The following is a 21,692-nucleotide window of genomic DNA, read 5'->3' on the forward strand; positions in this document are numbered from 1 at the left end:
TCACATTTACTCAATTGTTGGGGTTTCACATACTGTCTGTTCATCACAGGGACCTGAAGGATCTGTCGCTCCACATTTTCCACCCATTTTGCCTTCATCTGTGGTACACTTCTCAATTTTGTAACGGTCACCAAACTCATATGCCTTCACCTGATTTGGACTAAGCATCAATGCTCCTACGCTCAACAACATGGCTGCAGAAAGCATTTTCATATTTTTATTCATAATAAAACGATTTATTTATCCCTACTCTATTCATGGGTTTTCGGAATCCCCAATGCTATACCTTTTATATTCTTTTCAAAAAATCATCATAACTGGCCTTCCCGAAAATGTCTATAAACTCAATCTTTCCGTTCTTATAGAGGATGTATTTATCTGAGGCATATACTAATCCTAATGACTCAAATAGGCCCTCATTGTCAATTAAATAATGAGCATCCGAGTCGTCTAAGACCCCTTTAAACTCAGTCCATAAATCATGTCCACTTGGATTTTTTATTATAAAAAATGTTGATTCATTTAATTCATGAACCCTTTCTGATAAAAATGCTATGTTTTCCTTAACACACCCGCACTCCCTCAAAATCAAATACACAACGTTTTTAGGTACAAAACCATCTGACACTATATAATCACTATATACCTTGTTCAACTGATTAATTTCTTCCGGACTTATACTATCTAAATTATTGTTATCAACGCTAGAACCGCATGACCAACATAAGGTCAAAAACAACAATCCAATCATATTCCATCGAATAATTCTCATATTAATTCCTTATTAAATTGTAACTTTAAAAAACTTGCATACCCCTTGTTCATTAACAAAAAACTGAACCCAGATTTCACTCTTAATTGAAAACGCCAAATTGTGATTAACCATACTGAAGGGAAGTTGCCATTCGGAAAACGTAGAATTTTCAAGGTCAATAACCGATAGATTTACAGGCTTCTTTCTATTGGCATCTCTGAAATCTGAATTGTTATTTGGAAAATTAGATCTAAAAAGCCTCACCAACTTCCTGTCTACTAAGGGCAATAAAATCCCATAATCGGGACTCATTATAGCATGCCTCATTTTAGCATCTTCTTGCACAGTTTGGTCGAAATCCATTTTTTGCGTCTCATCTTCGATATACTCAGAACTCATAGTAAATATTCTTTCCGTTTCCTGATCCCTATCAAATTCAAAAACCTTTGATAGAGCTGGAAAACTGGCATATGACTTAGATCCAATATGACTGATTACTGGTTGATCTAGATATCCATAGTAATACTCGCGATACTCATCAGGAAAAGTGAAAGGAAGCACTTTCATTTCTGAAGAAGAAAGTTCATATTTCCCAATCAAGCTAGTTCCATAAAATTCCTCAGGACTGGCTGTCCCAGAAATACTGGTACTATATAAGCCCATTAGAAAGCTTTTGTCTGTGTCGTCATATGAGAAACTTGAATTCCCATATCCATCAAACATGTAACGATTGGAAAAACGGTCTTCTCCATATCTGAAATCCCATTTATTCAACAGATCACCCGTTGCATTCAATAAGTAGATGGAATAATCTGAGAGAATAAAAATACTATCTCTAGAATAGTAATCTATCGCATTGACCGTCCGAATCCCTTTAGGTCCTTCTTGTTCTAGACTAAGCGAGGACAAATATTCTTGCTGCGATAAGGAAAAGAAAGATATTGCATGAACTCTTTCATGGTACCCAGCATAAAAAGCACCTTCAGAATCTTCAAGAATAGAAAGTATTGGAAAGTACTCTGGAACACCTTCAGGGACCGAAATTTCGACAACTTGGGTTTTTACCGTCATCTTCTTCCCGGACTCTCTCAATAATATAGGTTCAATAAACCCTTTCTCTCTCTCCCTACAAGCTGAAAAGAGTATAACATAAAAAATCAGGCAAGCGATTGAAAACCTCACTCTATTCATGGTAAACAGTTAATAATTTCAACTCTTGCGATAAATATAAATACTTTTTTGAATTATTAAAATACTTTCTAGTACTTCTTTTATGCTCTTTACTAATTCTAATCTAATTTTGTCATAGAATTAATCTTCAATGCTTTTATTAAAAAAAAAAGCTCTTAACTATATTCTATACATAATCTAAAACATATTAATTTACTCTGAGGTATTTTCTTTGACTCGATTACACACCAAGACTAATAGTCATTATCATTCACAACCATGATAAAGCCCACTCTGACATCATGCCATCTTACCTCCATTGGTATAACTGATTATTGTAGCCCACCCATTGACACTTTCGCAGCCCTCTACTTTGTGCCTTTGGCTTATTGGTTTGTCAGTAGGAAGTGAGAAAAGCAAAAAGAACTTACCAACCTATTAGCCCACACCATGTGATTACCTGTGAGCCATTAGCTCATGATATTCACGACTTCTATTAGGAGTAGAAATACTTGCAAAAAATACTGCTCGTGGGCTTTCACCACCTCCCAAAATAAAAAAAGTCGGATTCGTAAATCGAGTTAGAAGGTTTGACAGCGTGGAATGAATCATATAAGTAGGGAATTCAAAATCCCTTAATAATAAATACAGTTTTAAGTCTCTCATAGAGCTGTAATTGGCAAAGAGAATAAATTCTTCTTTCCCATAAACCTCTTTTATCAGTTCAAGTTCTTGATCAATGCAGGTGGAACATTGTATATCCGATATATAACCAATTACCCTGTTTTCTAAGTCAAGATGTTCTAGTCTCAATTCTAAACCTGTTGAAAGCTCCATTATTTTAGCACTCATTATCAGCGATTCCGTTTCGAAGGCATAAGTCAATGAATCCAAAATACTTAAGCCATCCAACTCTTCTAAATAGTCAGGATCTACCATCTTATTCTCAAGGCCGCCATTATGCTCGCAGGAAACTAAGAGTGTCAAAAGCAATACCTTGACTACCGAATTTCGCATTTCATTATAATTGGATTGCTTAATTCATTGACCCCCTCCAACAACCTAAACACTTCTGGTCGAGCACTCTTCAATTCCCTAAGCAGTTTTTTGTCCTTGACTCCGGAGAGCTCTTTTTTTACTGCATACAACTGTTCTACTTCTAATGGAATGTAGAAATGATTGTCCTTCACGTAAATCGGAAAGTCGCTTACTCCGCCATACAACAGGTCGTCACTGATACCATTGTAACCACTGAATTTGTTTGTGCTTTTATCATGAATGAGGGTGAGTATTGCCCCCTTGTGAAGGACCCTAAACAAAACATGTTTTTGGGACTCTAGAATTGGCCAATTAAAAAGAAATGTATATTCATGTTGCCGAGACTCTAAATTTCTGCCCTCTTGCAGGAGAAAAGTTGGCACTTGATTATCCGAGACAATTTTGTATCTCAACTCCACGGAATCACCAGACATTTGAAAAATGTCCACTCCCCATGGTTGAAAAAACAAGAAAGAATCTTGATGAACCGACTGGTTAGAAGTTAGAGGCTGTGAAGTGTACTTTGACATGGCAGTACCCTCATTCCTAAGAAACCTATCCGAGATTTTGGGGCCCTCTAAAAAGATTATCTGATAATTCAAATCGCCATAACCTGTCGTATTATTACTGAAAGCCATTTTTCCATCTTCAAACAAAAACATTGAGTGACTAAAAAAGGGGATCTCACTCCTAGCTATAAAACGATTATTTAGGTCATATTCAGACACTCTAAAGCCTCGATCCATTAGTAATATTCTAGAATCTCTAAACTCAATGTCTATAAGTTCATCATGTTCGTCTGGTCCTTGACCTTGTACGCCCACCTCAAACAGGAAATCTCCATTTTCCCTGAACAGGAATGCCGATTTTGAAATTCTGTCGTCTAGGATTAGAATGTATCCGTTAGACATCTTCATTTTAGAAACCCTTCCAATTATAATATGACTTGGAGTATTTAATTCAATGTAACTTCGGTTTAAAAATACTTCCGATACATTTCCAAAGGTGCGATCAATCTGCGAAGGGTATAATTCAACAGCTTCTGAAGTAATTAACTTGCGTGGAGAACTCGCCACCAAGGTAAAATTCTTCATCCTTTCTGTGTTTAATCTATCATCTATATTATTACCGCTATAACAGCCAGCAATCAGTGATGTGGAAACAAGAATGGCATAGAATGTCTTTCTAGTCATATGGTTGAATTAGAGGTCTGAAGAGTCATCAGACCTTAACCCCTATTCAAAGGGTTAAGGCTGAACTCAATATAAAAGTGAAGAGTATTAAGTATGGTTTACTACTTCACCAGCCGAGCCAGACTCCCTATTTGGACAAGGCTGAATGGGTGTAGTATTTGTTATTTCCGGTATGGCACCAGCATCATAGCAACCCCATGCCCAGCCAGGGCAAGATTTGATTCTGCCAGAGTAATGAGCATAGACCACATTGCCCGAACCTGTAATTGAAGCACCGCCTCCACCCGGGGTAACTTCACCAGAGACCCCTCCTGAGCCACTAACTGAACACTCGATTTTGATTATTGTTGTAGTGTATGTCTCTGTGCCAAAAAGGCCATAACTGGTATTTACAAAGAAGGCACTAAGCATCAAAATTGCTGATACTAAGAATAGTCGTTTTATCATTTGATTATGATTGAATCACTACCTACTCTATTTCTGGATTTTCGGCACCCTCCATGATAAAAGAACCGCCAGCAAACACAAGATGGATGATTATATTATTTATATCAAATATTTTTTATGATTTTTTCTTCTAAATAATGAAATACAATCTAAGAATCACTTGGAACAATCATCAGTGATTTGCGATCATCATTTTAGTCTTTCTCCTTTAATCAGATCTTGATGACATTCTACCACCCATTCTCTCTTTGTATAACGTTTGATTATTGTGACCTATCCATCGGCACCTTAACAGCACCTTACCCTGTGCCCTTGACGTATTGGCTTGTGAGTAGGAACAGGAGTGACTAAGGAAAGAGAAGAATAAATATCTAAATCACTAGAAAGTACTTTGCCCGTCAAGACTTGTAAGAAAACAAAAATGTTATAGCAGGGCTAATGACAGGCAAGCACCAGATTGTTAATTTGACTTTAGAATTAGTGATTTGAATTTATTGCTCCTTGAAGACGTTCCCACAGGATTTCCTCGCTCAATAATTCGACCATTACTATTCAGTAACAAGGTCTGATGATCCTTATTGGCACTGATCTGGTTATCATCAAAAAATTTATATTCCAAATCGTAAAAATAACTGACCTTAAATTCCGACTTATGAAAGACATAATCTATGTCAATTCTATCTCTTCCACTTACAACAAAGAGTATATCCATTCTACTACTAAGATCATTCTTTATCACAAAATCTTTCCACAGCTCCATTTCCACAAAGCATGTTGAACAGCCCGAATTCAGGTACTTTACTAAAGTAAAATGACCCTTAGGAAATTGCAATAATTCCGGTTTTACCTGAATGTTTTGATCTAAAAACTGTTTGGACACTATAATTTCATCTACACTCTGAAATTGAGTGATAAGCAAAATTGATAAACCGATTATGAGCTTGTTAGGCATCTCCGTATTTATATTCAAATTGAACAATGTCTGGCAATTCACTAGCAGAAACCCCATAGATATAGCCATTCTTTTCGTCTACAGTTATGCTCCTTATTAATTGGTCTAACACAAGTTTTTCAACTACATATCCCTCCTTGTTAAATACATAAATCTCATTGCACAATTCTTTGCCATTTGGATTTCCATCCCATTTCTTACCTGAAAACAGACCATATACAAACTGTTCTCCAACATAAACATCCATATACCCATGGTGAGTCTCTTTCGGGTCAATTGCTAACACATTGCTTCCTTGGACTCGAGCTACCTCAAATCTAGGTTCTATATCCAGGGGACCGACTATTTCAATGATTTCATTGTCATCTATATTGAGTAATTCAAGTTGATCAATATAAATGGAGGAATGTGCAAAAAGAGTGTTTTCTGAATTGGCTCTTAGGAGGCCTTGATAAAACTGTGCCCACACTCCCTTAGGATATTTTTGACTGAGCGGCTCATCATAGTCTCCATACCTTTTCAATTCATTGCCCAGTGTATCATACTCAGTGAATCTCGAAAGCCCATCTACTGTTAAACCAATAAGTGTACTTCTATTAGACCACCCTACACGAAAGCTGGTAAAATCTCCTTCCCTAAAAGTATATTGCTTTTCGGCCAGGCCTGAGACATTATTTTTGGACAAGTCAAACTTAGAAAACCGCCTTTGCTGTAAATCATAAGACCACACGTAGCCAGGGTTTGAACTGTTTAAACTTAGGGCCTTGCTTGCCGTCATGATTTCGTTGGGCCCAAAACCTTTAACTCCGAGAGATTTAACATATTTTTTGTCAGAAGCATTGACCACATGAATGAGGCTATCAGCATTTAGATCGCTGATAATTAGATAAGGGTCATTGTACATCACAGACATCGGAAAAACCACATGCTCAGCCAGATCGAGTGGTTTTGCCTCTAACTTTTTGACTACTGTGACAAGGTCATCTGTAAACTTAATGGTCTTCACCGTGGTGAATCCATCACTTGATTTTCTAGTTTGAACATCAAAACTGGCTGTATTCTTACAACCAACAATGATGAGTATTAAAAAGAGTAATGAAAGTTTCTTTATCATAATTTGCTATTGCTATTGATTGAGATGGAGGTTATACCGAAGTACAACCTCCATTGTTGGTGTTAAACCTATTTGGAGTGAAATTAATTTTCCCCAATAGAGCCTCCTCCTCCACTACCAGGGCAGTCACCTTCAGATAGGTAATAAGCGTTGTCTACCATATAGAATAGCACAAAACAAATAGCACCCGACTGCGTAGGGCAGCAAGTGCCGTTAGTTGGAGGTGGTGTTGTTTGCGCCTGAGACTGTTTGGGTGCCACCATAGTCAGTGCTAATAGCACGACCGACATTATTGATATTGCAATTTTACTTCGCATAATTTTATCTATTTGTTAAACATCATTAATTCTCACCGATGGTTCCACCACCTCCACCTCCGGGATTAGGACAATCACCGCTCGACAGGTAATAATAATTCTCGAGCATATTAGTGCCAACTATACATATAGCACCTGACTGAGTAGGGCAGCAAGTACCCGAAGGAGGTGTCTGAGCTTCTACCTTAACGGTCGAAAACATTGCAACACCGATAAACATTAAACTGAGTAATCCTATTATCTTTTTTTTCATTTTGTTTTAAGTTTTAATTTTCTCCAATACTTCCTCCACCACCATTACCGGGGCAGTCACCTTCTGTTAAATAGTAATAACCTACTTTATAAAGAAGTCCTACAAAGCAGATTGCTCCAGAATCCGTTGGGCAACAAGTTCCTGTTGGAGGGGCTTGTTGAGCCTTTAGACTGCTTGAGCCGGCCATCGACACTCCCACAATTGCAATTGCAAGCAGGCTTGTTTTAATTTTTTTTAACATGTGTATGATTTTAAATTTTCACCTACTCTGTTTTAGGGTTTTCGGTATTCCCCTTCGACAATTTGCAAATCTTGAATTGATATTAAACATAATCTGGTATTATTTCAAGTTAATATTTTACTTATGTATGTATAAAACATTTTTAATGATCTGAAATAATAATTTTATAATCTTTTTAAAATTGGTTTATTAATTTCATATATAATAAACTGTTTATGTAATAACTTACATACTTTTTATTTCGTGAATTATCAAGTATAAACCCTAATACTGTCCCCAACTCCATTCAGATCATTTTAAAAGGGAGGCAAAGCAATTCTAACAAGAGGGGTCAGGCAGAGCTCGATTAAACATCAATCTTTAGTCAAGAATGACATCATGTCACCTTACATTCCTTGGTATGGCATTTGATATTGTCGCTACAGATTAAAACAATGACAAAATAGCTATGCAAGAAAAAGGTACTATCTCGATTCACACCGAGAACATTTTTCCCATCATTAAGAAGTTCCTCTACTCTGACCATGAAATCTTTTTGAGAGAGCTTGTTTCCAATGCAGTGGATGCTACTCAGAAACTCAAAAGGTTAGCATCACTAGGAGAATATACCGGAGAGGTTGGCGAAACAAGGGTTGAAGTAGCTGTCGATAAGAAGAAAAAGACCATCACCATTAGTGATAGTGGTATTGGTATGACGGCCGAAGAAATTAAAAAGTATATCAACCAAATCGCTTTTTCAGGCGCAACTGAATTCGTTGAGAAGTTCAAAGATGCCGGAGACGCCAAAGAGATCATCGGTAAGTTTGGTCTTGGCTTTTACTCTGCCTTTATGGTAGCCGGCAAAGTTGAAATAGACAGTTTGTCATATCAAGAAGGCGCAGAGCCAGCCAAATGGATTTGTGATGGCAGCACTGAGTTTGAGATCAAGGCAGGCAAAAGAAAGACACGTGGTACTACCATTATTCTACATGTGAATGATGATTCTGAGGAATTCTTGGAAGACATGCGTATTCAGAACATACTTGACAAATACGCTAAGTTCTTACCGATTGAGGTGAAATTTGGTGAGAAGGACGAGTCTGTTGAAGATGGCGAGGATAAAGAGGGCAAGAAAAAATATAAAACCATTAAGGTTGATAACATCATCAACAATACGACTCCTATCTGGACAAAGTCACCTTCTGAGCTCTCGGACGAGGACTACCTAAAATTCTACAAAGAACTTTATCCGTTCTCAGAAGAGCCATTATTCTGGATTCATCTGAATGTAGATTATCCCTTTGAACTAACAGGTATTCTTTATTTCCCTAAAATTAAGAATGACTTTGAAGTTCAGAAGAACAAAATCCAACTCTACTCTCGTCAGGTGTTTATTACGGATGAGGTAAAGGATGTTGTACCTGAGTTCTTGATGCTATTACATGGTATCATCGATTCGCCAGACATTCCACTTAACGTTTCGAGAAGTTACTTGCAGTCTGATGGAAACGTGAAAAAGATCAATGCCTACATCACAAAGAAAGTGGCAGACAAGCTGGGTGAGCTCTTCAAAAAAGAGAGAGAGTCATACGAGAGTAAGTGGGATGATATAGGACTCTTTGTTAAGTATGGAATGCTTTCTGAAGAGAAATTCTATGACAAGGCGAAGGACTTCGGCCTAGTGAAAAATACTGAAGGCAAACACTTTACAATAGACGAGTACCAAAAGCATATTGAGACCAACCAGACAGACAAAGACAAGAACAGAATCTGGTTATACGCTTCAAACCCAGCTAAGCAAGACAGCTTTATTGCTGCAGCAAAAGACAAGGGATATGATGTTATCGTTTTCGATACACCAATCGATAGTCACTTCATTAATCACATGGAGACTAAGCTTGAGAATACACAAATCAAGCGTGTTGATGCCGACAATGTTGACAAGCTGATCGATAAAGACGAAAAGCGTGAATTGGTTATTTCTGAAGAGCAAAAAGAAAACCTAAAAGGTGTTTTCGAAAAGGCAATTGATAATGGTACATATAAAGTTTCCATAGAGCCATTGTCTCCTTCTGATGCCCCAGTAACAGTAACTATGCCTGAATTCATGAGAAGAATGAAGGAAATGCAAGCTACAGGTGGCGGAGGGGGATTCAACATGTTCGGATCCATGCCAGATACATATGATGTCTCAGTAAATGGCAACCACCCATTAGCGGATAAAATCATCAGTGCGAAAACAGATAAGACAAAAGAGAAAGTAGCGAAGCAAGCTTTTGATTTAGCACTTTTATCTCAGGGACTTCTAGAAGGGAAAGACCTAACAGATTTTATCAAAAGAAGTACCGACCTTTTGAGTAAGTAATAGTTTTGAAATATACTTGAAGGCCACTCTTAAAAGGGTGGCCTTTTTTGATTCCGACCGCCAGCGAACACTCCCGTCCTTATAAGGACAGCACAAAACCTGAAAGAAATTCAAAATCAGCCATTAGTCAACTCAGAGATACATTACCCATTGGCATCCTATTTGACTTAGCTGCCCTAGAATTCCTAAATTGATCTGCCATGCTTATTAATATGCTTACCATCGCTTGGAGAAGTGCCACCAGACACAAGCAATTTACTTTGCTCAATATCCTCGGTCTGTCCATTGGCATAACAGCTTCACTGCTTATCGGACTCTATGTATTGGAGGAAATGTCTTATGACAATTTTCATACAAAAGGAGATCGAATATACCGCATTAACCAATCAATGATATGGGGCGATTGGAAAGACGAGTTTGGTTCAACTGGTCCCAATTTAGCCGTAGCACTAAGGTCTGATGTGCCTGAATTTGAGGAGGTAACAAGACTTAGATCTCCTGGGAGACAATTGGTATCCTATCAAGCAGACGAAGGTAAACTTGTCTCATTTCGAGAGCGTGGAATTTTGATTGCTGAACAAAATTTCTTCAATATCTTCTCTCTTCCTCTCTTAGAAGGAAGTGTCGATCAGGCACTATTAACCCCCCTGAGCGTGGTCATCACAGAAAAAATGGCATTAAAATATTTCGGTGATGAAGAACCTATTGGTAAAACTTTAAAAATCGATGAAGAAAGAGGAGAGGTAAGATCCTTCATCGTCACAGCTGTTATGGCCAATATGCCTACCAATTCACATATCCAGTTCGATATGCTGACCTCGATGAGCAGCTATCCAAATATTAAAAGACGAGAATATCAGTGGATGTGGACGCAATTTGGCACCTATGGCCTTGTGCTTCCAGACACCGATATCGAGTCACTAGAAGCAAAAATCCAGGCCATACCACCTAAATGGGCCGGTGTACGTGCACTTGGAAAGACCTTCGATGAATTTGTGGAAGGAAAAGAATGGTCATTATTCATGCAACCTATCAGAGATGTTTATATGCAGTCTGCTTCAAGCGGCAACAGGTTTGGCCCATCAGGCGACCGTGTGTATGTTCAAATATTCGGGGCTGTGGGGCTGCTTATCTTGCTGCTCTCGAGCATCAACTTTATGAATTTGTCAACGGCTCGTTCTGCAAATCGGGCCAAAGAAGTCGGTATCCGAAAGACTCTCGGATCTCCAAAAAGGGCACTTATAAGGCAATTTATGTTTGAGTCAATCATGTTTGTGCTAGTAAGTACTATCATTGCCTTAGTGGCAACAGAAGTCTCCCTTAGTGCCTTTAACACACTAGCCAATACGAGTCTTTCACTCTACTCCAAATTGGTCAATCCATCATTCATAGCACTTTTAGGAGGGTTCATTTTGTTCCTGGGTATAGCTACCGGAAGCTACCCCGCTTTTTACCTCTCTTCCTTCAACCCTATCGAAGTGCTGAAAGGAAAGTTGAGTACTGGTTTTAAAGGGAAATCTGTAAGAAACGGACTTGTAGTCTTTCAATTTACAATCACGATTGCCTTAATCATCTGTGCGCTATTTGTACAGAAGCAATTAGACTATGCATCAAATGAGAACTTAGGATTTGATAGTGATAACATCTTACAAATCCATAACATCGAGTTGCTTAACAGTAATAATCAAGAAACTTTTCAAACCTTATTGAAGTCGAATACTGCCTTTGAAGAAATAGGCCTTTCGGACGCTGTGCCTCCCAACATATGGGGAGAAGATAACTATAGACCAGCTGATGACACGGAAAACAAAGGCATAAACCTCAACAGACTTAGGGCCTCGGAGGAGTATTTGAACATGTTGGATTTAGAATTTTCAACTGGGCGCAGTTTTGATAAAACGTTAGAGACTGACAAATATAAAATCATCCTGAATGAGACCGCTGTTAGAGATTTTGGATGGGGAATTAAGGAAAATTATACTGAAGATTCACCCATTGGAAAACAGATTACTTTCGTAGATAATAATGAAGTCATTCTTTTCGAGGTAATCGGTGTTGTAAAAGACTTCAATTTTAACTCGGTGAAGTATGAAATTGGCCCACTGCTGATTGTTCATGAAGACAATGATCTCATGTGGGAAAGTGGCCGTGACTTCATCTCCATCAGACTAAACAAGGACTTTGTTCAAAAGACATCAGATCTATCCGCTCTACTGAAGGATGTTGAAAGCAAATTATCGGATATCAATCCAGGAGTACCTTTCGAGTACTCTCTGATGGATCAAAACTTTGAAGCCCAATTCAGAACCGAACAACAAATGGGTCAAGTACTCAATGTATTCACAGTAATGGCATTAAGCATTGCCTGTCTTGGATTGTTCGGCTTGGCCGCTTTCTCTGCAGAACAAAGGAAAAAGGAGCTTGGTGTAAGGAAGATACTGGGTGCATCGGTATACAGATTGATGTATGTATTCACGGCTGAATTTACAGTGCTGGTTTTCATAGCACTCCTTATTGCGAGTCCTCTTGCCTACCTTTTTGTAAAAGACTGGTTGACTAATTTTGCGTACACCACTCCAATCACACCAGTAGTGTTTATTGGAGCTGCCATCGGATCGCTCGGTTTAGCGTGGATTACGATAGGCCTTCAATCGCTAAGAGCGGCTAACACAAATCCTGTAGAGGTATTAAGAGATGAATAAAGAATTATTCTAAAATCCACCCTCATTTATAACCGACCGCCAGCGAACACTACTGTTCTTGAGGGAACAGAGTATTCAAATTTCAAAACCAAAAATGCCCCTTACTATCTTAAAATGTACATTTTCTTTTGGCATTGCTTTTGGAAAGCATTATCTGATTTAGAATAATTAAATTGATTGCGATGTTAAAGAACATGTTCAAAATAGCCTGGAGAAATGCCAAAAGACAAAAGCAATTTACGCTTTTGAACGTCCTTGGACTATCTATAGGAATTACCGCTTGTCTCCTCATTGGGTTATATGCTCAGGATGAAATGTCATATGATAAATTTCATGAAAAAGGAGATCGCATCTATCGCATTAACCAATCAATGATATGGGGAGACTGGAATGATCAGTTCGCCTCTACTGGCCCAAACCTTGCCGTTGCCTTGAAAACTGACCTACCTGAATTTGAACAGGTGACTCGTATTCATGAAAGTGGTGACCAAATCGTCACTTATAAACCTCACAATGGAAGGCAAAGAACTTTCAACGAGCGAGAGTTTTATATCGCAGAAGAAAATTTCTTTGACATCTTTTCATTTAATCTTCTGGAAGGTGACCCAAAAACGGCATTAAAAAATCCATCAAGCATTGTGATCACAAAAGAGATGGCGATTAAATACTTTGATGATCAAGACGCCATGGGCAAAACGCTAGAAGTACAACAGGGTCAGGAAATCCTTCCTTTTACGGTTTCCGGAATTGTTGAAGAGGTCCCAAAGCATTCTCATCTTCAGTTTGATATGCTTGCCTCCATGAGCACTTATCAGCATATCAAGCAACGAGAGTGGACTTGGATTTGGACCACTTTTGTCACCTATGGGTTGGTAAATGAAGGTACTGACATACAAGCGTTGGAGGAAAAACTACAAGCCATCCCTCCCAAATGGACAGCCGCTACCATGAAACGCGTATTTGGTCAAACATATGAGCAGTACATGTCGGACGGGAGAACTTGGGACTTATACCTGCAACCAGTTGACGAGGCTTATCTTTATTCTCCTCCTTCAGGAAACAGGCTTGGTCCGGTTGGGGATGTTGCCTATGTCAGAATTTTCCTAGCGGTAGGTTTCCTTATCCTAGTCTTGTCAAGTATTAATTTTATGAATTTATCTACTGCAAGATCAAGCAACCGTGCCAAAGAAGTGGGAATTCGAAAAGTGCTGGGCTCAGAAAAGAGAGCACTTGTCCAGCAATTTATTTTTGAGGCCGTTTTGTTCACTTCACTCAGCACTGTTCTGGCCATGGTATTAACAGAATTCAGCCTTAACAGTTTCAATCAAATCGCCAACAAAGAACTTAGTCTGTATGCTCAATTAGGTAATCCTATCTTCTTGGCCGTTATAGTTGGTTTCATGTTGATACTTGGAATATTGTCAGGCAGCTATCCAGCGTTTTATCTTTCCTCATTCAGACCAATCGAAGTGCTAAAGGGAAAAATAACTGCTGGTTTTAAGGGTAAAGGCATTAGAAATACACTAGTGGTTTTCCAGTTCGCGATCTCAGTAGCATTGATCATCAGTACATTCTTTGTACAAAGGCAACTAAACTATGCGACCACCTTTGACATTGGCTTTGATAGGGAAAATGTTCTACAGATTCACAACATATATGGTCTAAACCAAGCTGAGCTTGAAACTTTTCAAAACAACCTTCTGGATAAACCGGCTTTTAGCCACGTAGGGTTCTCAGACGTTGTTCCTCCGAATGTCTGGAACGAGGATAAATACAAAGCCCATGGCCCAGACAATGAGCCTCTGACGCTTAATCGACTAAGAGCGAATGAGGGATATGTTGATTTAATTGCGCCCAAGTTTTTAGCTGGTAGGAATTTTGACAAAACCAGAGGCACCGATAAATATGCGATTATACTCAATGCGGCTAGCGTCAAGGCTTTGGGTTGGGGAACTCCTGACACGTATCATGAAGATTCTCCAATCGGAAAACATGTGACCTATCCCACAAGTACAAAGGCACTATTCGAAGTGATTGGAGTAGTAGACGATTTTAATTTTAACAGTTTGAAAGTGGATATCAACCCATTGATCCTTATTAATGAGCACAATGACATCGAATGGACGAATACCAGGGAAAGTTATGTATCCATGCGTATCAACCCCCAAGCCATCAGCGATGCAGCATCATTAAAGGCCATAATTCAGACCGTTCAAAATGAATTAGAAGCATTGGACCCCGCATTGCCTTTTGAGTATAGCTTTATGGATCAGGTTTTCGAAAATAGTTTTCGAAGTGAGCAGCGAATGGGGAAAGTACTCAACATATTTACGGTGATGGCCTTGACCATTGCTTCTCTGGGACTTTTTGGCTTGGCTGCATTCTCTGCAGAGCAAAGGATAAAAGAGCTTGGGGTGAGGAAGGTACTTGGCGCAAAAACCACTGACTTGATCATTTCATTTTCGTCAGAGTTTACAAAGCTGGTAGTCATTGCTTTAATCATCGCAATACCTCTAGCCTATTTTGCGGTAAATTCCTGGTTGGCTGATTTTCCGTACAAAACACCTATGGAACCACTAGTCTTTATCACTGCCGGTCTCTCAGCCTTAGTCATATCCTGGCTGACCATAAGTTATCAGTCTTTTAAAGCAGCAAATAGAAATCCGATAGAAGCATTGAGGGATCAATAACCTTCAGGGGTCTAAATGGCCTCCGCTTCACTTCTGGTATATTTCCATCTTTTATGTGACCATAAATAATCAGATGGACTTTGAAGGACAGTCTGCGACAGTCGTCTGACATATTCTTCAATAATTCCTGTATCACTCTTTTGATAAGGAGGGGAGGCGATTTGCTCAAAAGTAATTTCGTAGTGACCCCTCTTCTTTCTTTTGATATCTGCATAAAACACTGGATAGCCTGCCATCTTAGCGATACGTTCGGAACCTGCATAGAATGCGGTTTCCCTATTAAGAAAATCGAACCATTGTTTATCAGCCTTAATGGTCGGCAACTGGTCCGCAACAATGCCAATAACTCTAGGTTGATTTCTTCTCTTAAAAATCTCTTTAAGAGAATCTTCTTTTGATACTGCCATCCCTCCATGTTTTGTCCTAAGCTGGAGCATGATCTTGTCGAAGTAGATACTCCCCATTGGCTTGTAAATAAACTCCAAGGGGTAATCCAATTGCTGACTTACAGAAAATGCCGGCCATTCCCAATGAGCCGCATGTGTGCCCATAATTATTACTGCCTGTCCATTTCTGAGGTATTCCTCGATCTGATCTAAATTGACCAATGGGGCGTGTTTTGACCAGTCTTTTCTCTTAAAACTATAAGCAAAAATCATTTCCAGAAAAACCTGACAAAATTGACGGTAAAAACGCCTTGCGACCTGATTGATCTCCTTCTTTGACTTTTGTGGAAAAGAGACCCTTAGATTCTCCAATACAACCTTTTTACGATAGCTTAGAATGTGATACCCTAGAAAAGCTGCCGCTTCCGCAAAAGGGTATAAAAGCCAATGAGGTAAAAGAGAGAGTATTCTGATAAAGAGCATTCTGAGTTTTGGTGCGAATTTAAGCAGACAACGATATACTAATCTCATTAGATTCAAAAAGACATAAAAAAAGACACCATAAGGTGCCTTTTTTCATTTGTCGTCTTCAACTACGCATGGTAGAATCGCTCTGAAACGATTTTACCATCTTCCCACTTATCGACAACTGTTTGTTCAACTTTTACATGTACTCCATCTTTTTGGATGTACTCCATTACTCCTTCATAGAAGCTTACGTTACCGTTTACGGCAGTGTTAAAGGCTTCATATCTGATAAATTCTCCTACCCCTGACAATACCTCTTTCTCTTGAGCTATCACATTAGCTTTACCTGATTTGGGAGTATCGTTGCCCTCTGCTAGAGTGACATTTTCCGATAGATATTTCTCTTGCGCTTCAATGAATTGACCCTGACTTAAAAGTGATAAAAGGTCTTTTAAATTTTCTTCGATGTTTGATTGCTGTGACATGATTTTGATTGTTTAAAAATTTCAATGTTACAACATTAATATATTCAAAATAAGTTCACCAAAGCAAAAATTAATTTTCAACTATCAGGAAATCATCGATTAAAGAGCCACAGAACAGCTTCTGAAAATTCTGATCGCCAGAACTTTTCATTGTGCTCACCTTCAGGATTAATTTTAGAGGTGAGCTGATCGTCCGGATGGCCCTTATCTAGAATTTTTTCGACCATCTGCTGCATAGGCACAACCATAACCGCACCCTCTTTTTCTCCCATAAGGAAATTTAGCCTGGCATCGGAGGGCAAACCTGTCCTCTCTACTTGCTCAAATGGGCCAGTCCCCCACCAATAAGAAGGCGAGAATACACCAGCCTTACTGAAAACTTCTGGGTACTTATAGATTGCATAATGTGAGATCAGACCTCCCAATGAACTTCCCATAACCCCAGTATTCGGTCTGTCAGGTTTGGTTCTAAAGTTTTCATCCATATAAGGCTTAACAACATCGACTAGAAAACTCATATAAGCCTCACCTTCTGCTTTACCATACTGTGGATGATCCCAGGCGGTTAGTTCATGAATTCTATTCTCACCACCATTATCAATACCAACGACTATTAGATCAAAGTTGGATGTATTGCTTAATGAATCAAGTGTTTCGTCAATCCCCCATTCACCCGCAAATGAAGTTGAATCTTCAAATAGGTTCTGACCATCGTGCATATACAGCACAGGATATCTCTCATCACTATCCGTATAACCAGGTGGTGTATAGACACGAATTGTTCTCGGTTCATCCTGACCTGGAATCACACCAATATTCTCTATTACGGTCAATTTACCTGATGTCTCAACTCGGGTTGCATTCTTGTACGATTGACAAGAAAACAACACTATGGACATGATAAACAACAGTATGCTTTTCATAAATCGGATTTGAGAGAAAGATATCCGTTTTGAATTAATCATTGAAGTCTAACGCTGAAATATCTTATTCCATTACTACTTGTGGCCGCAGTCTACATCCCACGAGCATCATTTCACAGAACAGCTAGGCTATTCTACAACTCAGCCAAAAACTACTTCCTCGTGCATGGTTATAGACGTCTAATAGACAAAACCAACTATTATGAAAAAACTCATCACACTCTTATTTTTTGCTTTTCTCGGCACAAGCGTTTTTGCCCAAGACCTTTCAAAACCTCAAAAAGGAAATGCAATTCGACTTAAAGACTATACCATCACACTAAAACAGGGTGAGGAAGCCACTTTCGACATGTGGGTGGTTAAAGCCAGGAAATATAAACTCAACCTTGGAGCTCCAACGGCCAAGGGTAAGGCGGGTATCGATTTTTGGTTCAATTCAAAAGCTCAAGAGCCTATTACTTATAGTGTTAAGGTTAAAGTAGACGATTCCACACCAGTGGGCGACCATATGTTTGTGCTTAAGGTGCCAGGCAACGGTCGCAATGCTGTAAAGAGTACGACCTTAATGGTCAAAGTGGTGGAATCACAAGAACAATAATTCAAGTTCATCATTTAAAAGTCTGGTAGCATCAGCTACCGGGCTTTTTGTATATTCAGGCATGTCGAAAAGCACGATTTATTTACTGAGAATAGGCATAGGGCTTTTCGTATTCCTATTCTTTAAGCTTTCTTCTGGACATTATTATGACTGGCAGCCAGTTACTTTCGTATCGCTAGCCTATACCGTTTTAGTCGTTCTCGTTGTCTTCGAAATCTTAGATTATACGGCCAAACACCTTATTAAGCATTACAAGACCCGACTCACTGAGCATAAGACACTTTTCAAGTTCTATTGGGGAAACTGTTTTGTTACAGCACCTGTAGTTATTATAGCATCATATATTCACACTGAACTACTGATACCGCAGTTCCCCTGTTGTGCGGACGACTGGGAACCTGGTTTGACCACTACCATTGCCCAAGGCCTTGTGCTTTCTTGGCTGATTATTATGGCCAAAACCTTTATGATTTACTTTGAATACAGTCGGATTTCCGAACGAGAAAAAAGTCTATTACAAAAGGAATTGGCTCAGTCAAAATTTGAAAGTCTCAAAGATCAAATAAAACCTCATTTTCTCTTCAATAGCTTCAGCGTGCTGACAACTATTATCGAAGATGACCCAAAGTTAGCAGTCGAGTTTGTATCGAAGCTTTCGAAAATCTATCGTTATGTATTAGACACTGGTAACCAGTTGGTACCTCTAGAAACCGAATTGGAGTATCTTGATCACTACATCTTCTTACTAAAGGCTCGGCATGGAGACAGTCTCATTGTCAACATGGAACTTGACATCGAAGCAGACAAGTCTCAAATTCCGATATTATCGATGCAGATGCTCATCGAGAATGCACTGAAGCATAATTACTTCTCTAAAGAGAACTCACTGACCATTGATATCTATAGTGAGAATAACGACTACATCGTAGTTCGTAATAATATCAACAAGCGATCGGCCTTAGAAAAGCCAACAAAAATTGGCCTTAACAACATCAATAATCGTTATCAGATGCTGGTCAATAAGAGCATTGATATATCGCAAGAGAACGGGTTTTTTACCGTTAAGCTACCTTTAATTAATAAAGAAACAGTCATTCAATGAGGGCAGTTATTATAGAAGACGAAGCGCTTTCGGCTAAAAGATTAGCCAAACTCCTTAAAGAGACATTTCCGCTTATTGAGGTTGTCGCCATGCTTGAATCTGTCAACGAGTCGCTCTCATGGTTTCATGACAATGATTACCCCGACCTTGTCTTCCTAGATATTCAGTTAAACGATGGTACAGGATTCGAAATCCTTAGAAAACTCGATGGCTACCCTCATATTATTTTTACTACTGCTTACGAACAATATGCTCTTGATGCCTTCAAATTCAATAGTATAGACTACCTATTGAAACCTATCGATAAGGAGGAATTGTTGGCTGCGATCAACAAATTGGAGCAAATCCATAAAAGTGAAGAGAGCAATTATCAAGAGAAAATTAAGGCGCTCGGACAGCACTTTATGCCCTCTTTTCGAGAGCGTTTTCTGGTGAAAGTCGGACTACAATTCAAAAGCATTCTTACTCAGGAAGTTGCTTATTTCTCTTACAAGGACGGACTGAGTTATTTACATACGATTGATCAATGTTTGCCGATCGACTACACCCTTGATCATTTGATTGAAGAACTAGACCCTAAAGAATTCTTTAGAATAAACAGACAGTACATTGTAAGCTTAAAATCAGTGAATGAAATTCATTCCTACTTTAATAGCCGACTATTGCTAGCCCTCTCACCCACCACTGATGAAGAGGTTATTGTCAGCCGAGAAAGAGTCCTCAACTTTAAAATTTGGGCTGGCATGTAATGCGTCTTGTTAGATCGAGCCTATGGTAAGCTCGTTACTCTTTCTCATCTTCAGTAGATCCAATACCCAAATCTGGAATCGGTATATCGATGGTTTGTGCTAAGGTTTGATCAACTTGGTTCAAAATGTCCTGAGAAACGCCTTTATCCATTAACTGTTGCTTTAGTGTCAACAAGCTATTGGCTGTAGTGGATTTGATAAGGTGTTCATTGGCTGCAGCAGCTGTCTCCAGTTCATTCTGCTTATTCGCTATTAGCTCATCGGTAGATCCTTTGAAAAGCGACTCGACCGTATCGATTAACTTGTTCAAAATGCGATATACCAGATTGGCTGAAAAACCTCCAAGGATGGCCAATATGGGCTTAATGAGGTAAGGGGCTGATGTTAGTGGAGCCTGATCGTTTGAAGTTGCAGGTTGAGGGTTTGCAGGAAGCGTCTCGATAAAGACCACAAAGAGTTCAGATAATAGCACACCTGCCACTAAGCCAAGCACATACCTTGACCAGTAGGTAGTGGCATATTTCATGTCGAATGTACCCTGTTGGATATACCCATTCATTTTAAAGAGTGCATAGAAAGAAGCACCGACACTCGAGGCAGCAAGCAAAAACATAAGTCTTTCAAACTGCGACCATCCCGAACCCTGCAACATACTATACTGCATAGTGATGTTGTCTACTTGTGGAAAGAGACTTATTGCAATCAAGGAGAACAATGAGATTATTGCCACCACCATAAACCACCTGACTATTGGTAGTGGCCCCAGTTTCTTAAACCTTGAATTGCTCTGTCGATTCTTTTCAAATAGTAGTAGTGTGCCTGGCATTGCAGGTTTTACTAGGTTAGACAGGTAATTAAATACCGTCAATAATTCTTCCTGACTAAGCTCCTCATATTCCTTTTTAAGAGGTATCACCAATTTGCCATCTATGGTCTTGCCCATTTTTAATGCATAGTCAAACATAACTTTGCATTGATCATGAAGAGACTTTTTAATTGAGTTGAACATTAGGCCAGAGCGGCCTGAACTCTCTTGTGATTGTTCCATAGTCTAGTAGTGTCTGTTATAAAACTAATGGTTAAGGAGCAATAAACTAAATCGTCACTAGTTTTTTGCGCTAGCGGTCAACTCATTATCTACTTCAATCAGTGCATCTCTATAAACACTAAGGAGATAATGTTCTTGCTTAGAAAGTGTTTGAATCAGGCTTTTCAAAATAGTGAGTTGGTTCATTCTACTCGACTCATTGGTATCAACCTGCTCATGCATTTTTGCAAAAAGAAAATCCCGGGTTTGTGTTATCTGCTCATGCGATTCGTAGCAATGAGTGAGGTTATAAGTGGTGAGGTATTCGAAATAAGAGACAACTTTTGTAGAATGAGCTGTTTGCCACGCGGTGCTTTGTAAGAGGTAAGAAATATTGGGTTCGGCAACGAGTTTTTCGAACGAAGATTCTTTTACAAAGTCAAATGTGGCACTCTGGTTTTCTATCTGTTCATCAAGCCTTACCAGAAGGGTGTCGTGATAACTCATCCACTCCAAAAGAATACTTCGATTACTGATGAGCTCGTTCTGAAGATTCTGTAATACTACGGTAGTATCACGTTCTAACTTATTCTGAGCCTTCCAACTGTCGATACCAAAAGCTAGCAATACCCCAAAAGCTATCATCACCGATTCAATTACCAGTTTAGGCATAGATGCGCGTAACCTGACAAGAGTCGCAATAACTTGCCTCGATCTTGGAACTTGCCTATCCATGCTG

General features: G+C 39.1%; 22 protein-coding genes. 6 read left to right on the top strand and 16 right to left on the bottom strand.

What is annotated here, in order from left to right; translation table 11 throughout:
- Positions 1-6: 6 nt before the first annotated feature.
- The 11 genes from J4E76_RS18150 to J4E76_RS18200 form a co-directional block, all read right to left on the bottom strand.
- Entirely contained in the window at positions 7-225 is a 219-nt protein-coding gene (locus J4E76_RS18150; protein ID WP_208506210.1) for a hypothetical protein, read from the bottom strand.
- Positions 226-289: 64 nt separating this feature from the next.
- Positions 290-655, bottom strand: a complete 366-nt coding sequence (locus tag J4E76_RS18155) for a hypothetical protein (protein WP_208506211.1) — start codon at positions 653-655, stop codon at positions 290-292.
- 129 nt (positions 656-784) lie between these two features.
- Positions 785-1,945, bottom strand: coding sequence for a DUF4221 family protein (locus tag J4E76_RS18160; protein WP_208506212.1), 1,161 nt, complete (start codon positions 1,943-1,945; stop codon positions 785-787).
- Positions 1,946-2,380: 435 nt separating this feature from the next.
- On the bottom strand, positions 2,381-2,941 hold the full coding sequence (locus tag J4E76_RS18165; RefSeq protein ID WP_208506213.1) for a hypothetical protein: 561 nt from the start codon (positions 2,939-2,941) through the stop codon (positions 2,381-2,383).
- A complete protein-coding gene (locus tag J4E76_RS18170; RefSeq protein WP_208506214.1) occupies positions 2,926-4,155 on the bottom strand; it encodes a 6-bladed beta-propeller in 1,230 nt (409 codons plus the stop codon). Before J4E76_RS18170 ends, J4E76_RS18165 begins: the two co-directional genes overlap by 16 nt.
- A gap of 87 nt (positions 4,156-4,242) precedes the next feature.
- The gene (locus J4E76_RS18175; protein WP_208506215.1) at positions 4,243-4,602 is read right to left on the bottom strand and encodes a hypothetical protein; all 360 of its coding nucleotides are present in this window, start codon (positions 4,600-4,602) and stop codon (positions 4,243-4,245) included.
- Positions 4,603-5,062: 460 nt separating this feature from the next.
- Entirely contained in the window at positions 5,063-5,554 is a 492-nt protein-coding gene (locus J4E76_RS18180; RefSeq protein ID WP_208506216.1) for a hypothetical protein, read from the bottom strand.
- The gene (locus J4E76_RS18185; protein ID WP_208506217.1) at positions 5,547-6,668 is read right to left on the bottom strand and encodes a BF3164 family lipoprotein; all 1,122 of its coding nucleotides are present in this window, start codon (positions 6,666-6,668) and stop codon (positions 5,547-5,549) included. The genes J4E76_RS18180 and J4E76_RS18185 overlap by 8 nt, the downstream gene beginning before the upstream one ends.
- An 83-nt stretch (positions 6,669-6,751) precedes the next feature.
- Positions 6,752-6,985: a hypothetical protein gene (locus J4E76_RS18190; protein WP_208506218.1), complete on the bottom strand. Its 234-nt coding sequence runs from the start codon at positions 6,983-6,985 to the stop codon at positions 6,752-6,754.
- A gap of 25 nt (positions 6,986-7,010) precedes the next feature.
- On the bottom strand, positions 7,011-7,238 hold the full coding sequence (locus tag J4E76_RS18195) for a hypothetical protein (protein WP_208506219.1): 228 nt from the start codon (positions 7,236-7,238) through the stop codon (positions 7,011-7,013).
- Positions 7,239-7,251: 13 nt separating this feature from the next.
- Complete coding sequence (locus tag J4E76_RS18200; RefSeq protein WP_208506220.1) at positions 7,252-7,479, bottom strand: hypothetical protein; 228 nt, start codon at positions 7,477-7,479, stop codon at positions 7,252-7,254.
- A gap of 448 nt (positions 7,480-7,927) precedes the next feature.
- Here J4E76_RS18200 and htpG point away from each other — a divergent pair, with 448 nt between their 5' ends.
- The 3 genes from htpG (at position 7,928) to J4E76_RS18215 (ending at position 15,215) form a co-directional block, all read left to right on the top strand.
- On the top strand, positions 7,928-9,823 hold the full coding sequence (gene htpG / locus J4E76_RS18205; RefSeq protein ID WP_208506221.1) for a molecular chaperone HtpG: 1,896 nt from the start codon (positions 7,928-7,930) through the stop codon (positions 9,821-9,823).
- 200 nt (positions 9,824-10,023) lie between these two features.
- Entirely contained in the window at positions 10,024-12,525 is a 2,502-nt protein-coding gene (locus J4E76_RS18210; protein WP_208506222.1) for an ABC transporter permease, read from the top strand.
- A gap of 182 nt (positions 12,526-12,707) precedes the next feature.
- Positions 12,708-15,215: an ABC transporter permease gene (locus J4E76_RS18215; RefSeq protein WP_208506223.1), complete on the top strand. Its 2,508-nt coding sequence runs from the start codon at positions 12,708-12,710 to the stop codon at positions 15,213-15,215.
- A gap of 11 nt (positions 15,216-15,226) precedes the next feature.
- Here J4E76_RS18215 and J4E76_RS18220 read toward each other — a convergent pair whose 3' ends face one another.
- From J4E76_RS18220 to J4E76_RS18230, 3 genes are all read right to left on the bottom strand, one after another.
- Positions 15,227-16,132 (bottom strand): lysophospholipid acyltransferase family protein, encoded by a 906-nt coding sequence (locus tag J4E76_RS18220; RefSeq protein ID WP_208506224.1) that lies wholly within the window; start codon positions 16,130-16,132, stop codon positions 15,227-15,229.
- A 62-nt stretch (positions 16,133-16,194) separates the two neighbouring features.
- Positions 16,195-16,554 carry a SnoaL-like domain-containing protein gene (locus J4E76_RS18225; RefSeq protein WP_208506225.1) on the bottom strand — a complete coding sequence of 120 codons (360 nt, stop codon included), beginning with the start codon at positions 16,552-16,554 and terminating at the stop codon, positions 16,195-16,197.
- A gap of 92 nt (positions 16,555-16,646) precedes the next feature.
- Positions 16,647-17,477 (bottom strand): alpha/beta hydrolase, encoded by an 831-nt coding sequence (locus J4E76_RS18230; RefSeq protein WP_208506226.1) that lies wholly within the window; start codon positions 17,475-17,477, stop codon positions 16,647-16,649.
- Positions 17,478-17,679: 202 nt separating this feature from the next.
- On the opposite strand from J4E76_RS18230, the gene J4E76_RS18235 reads away from it, so the two are divergent.
- From J4E76_RS18235 to J4E76_RS18245, 3 genes are all read left to right on the top strand, one after another.
- Entirely contained in the window at positions 17,680-18,075 is a 396-nt protein-coding gene (locus J4E76_RS18235; protein ID WP_208506227.1) for a hypothetical protein, read from the top strand.
- Between the two features lie 61 nt (positions 18,076-18,136).
- Positions 18,137-19,177 carry a sensor histidine kinase gene (locus J4E76_RS18240; protein WP_208506228.1) on the top strand — a complete coding sequence of 347 codons (1,041 nt, stop codon included), beginning with the start codon at positions 18,137-18,139 and terminating at the stop codon, positions 19,175-19,177.
- Entirely contained in the window at positions 19,174-19,926 is a 753-nt protein-coding gene (locus tag J4E76_RS18245; RefSeq protein ID WP_208506229.1) for a LytTR family DNA-binding domain-containing protein, read from the top strand. Before J4E76_RS18240 ends, J4E76_RS18245 begins: the two co-directional genes overlap by 4 nt.
- 34 nt (positions 19,927-19,960) lie before the next feature.
- On the opposite strand, the gene J4E76_RS18250 is transcribed toward J4E76_RS18245, so the two are convergent.
- Both J4E76_RS18250 and J4E76_RS18255 read right to left on the bottom strand, forming a co-directional pair.
- Positions 19,961-20,974, bottom strand: a complete 1,014-nt coding sequence (locus J4E76_RS18250) for a hypothetical protein (RefSeq protein ID WP_208506230.1) — start codon at positions 20,972-20,974, stop codon at positions 19,961-19,963.
- Positions 20,975-21,031: 57 nt separating this feature from the next.
- Complete coding sequence (locus J4E76_RS18255; RefSeq protein ID WP_208506231.1) at positions 21,032-21,688, bottom strand: DUF6090 family protein; 657 nt, start codon at positions 21,686-21,688, stop codon at positions 21,032-21,034.
- Positions 21,689-21,692: the final 4 nt, after the last annotated feature.

Source organism: Roseivirga sp. E12, from assembly GCF_017592825.1.
Classification (GTDB): Bacteria; Bacteroidota; Bacteroidia; order Cytophagales; family Cyclobacteriaceae; genus Roseivirga.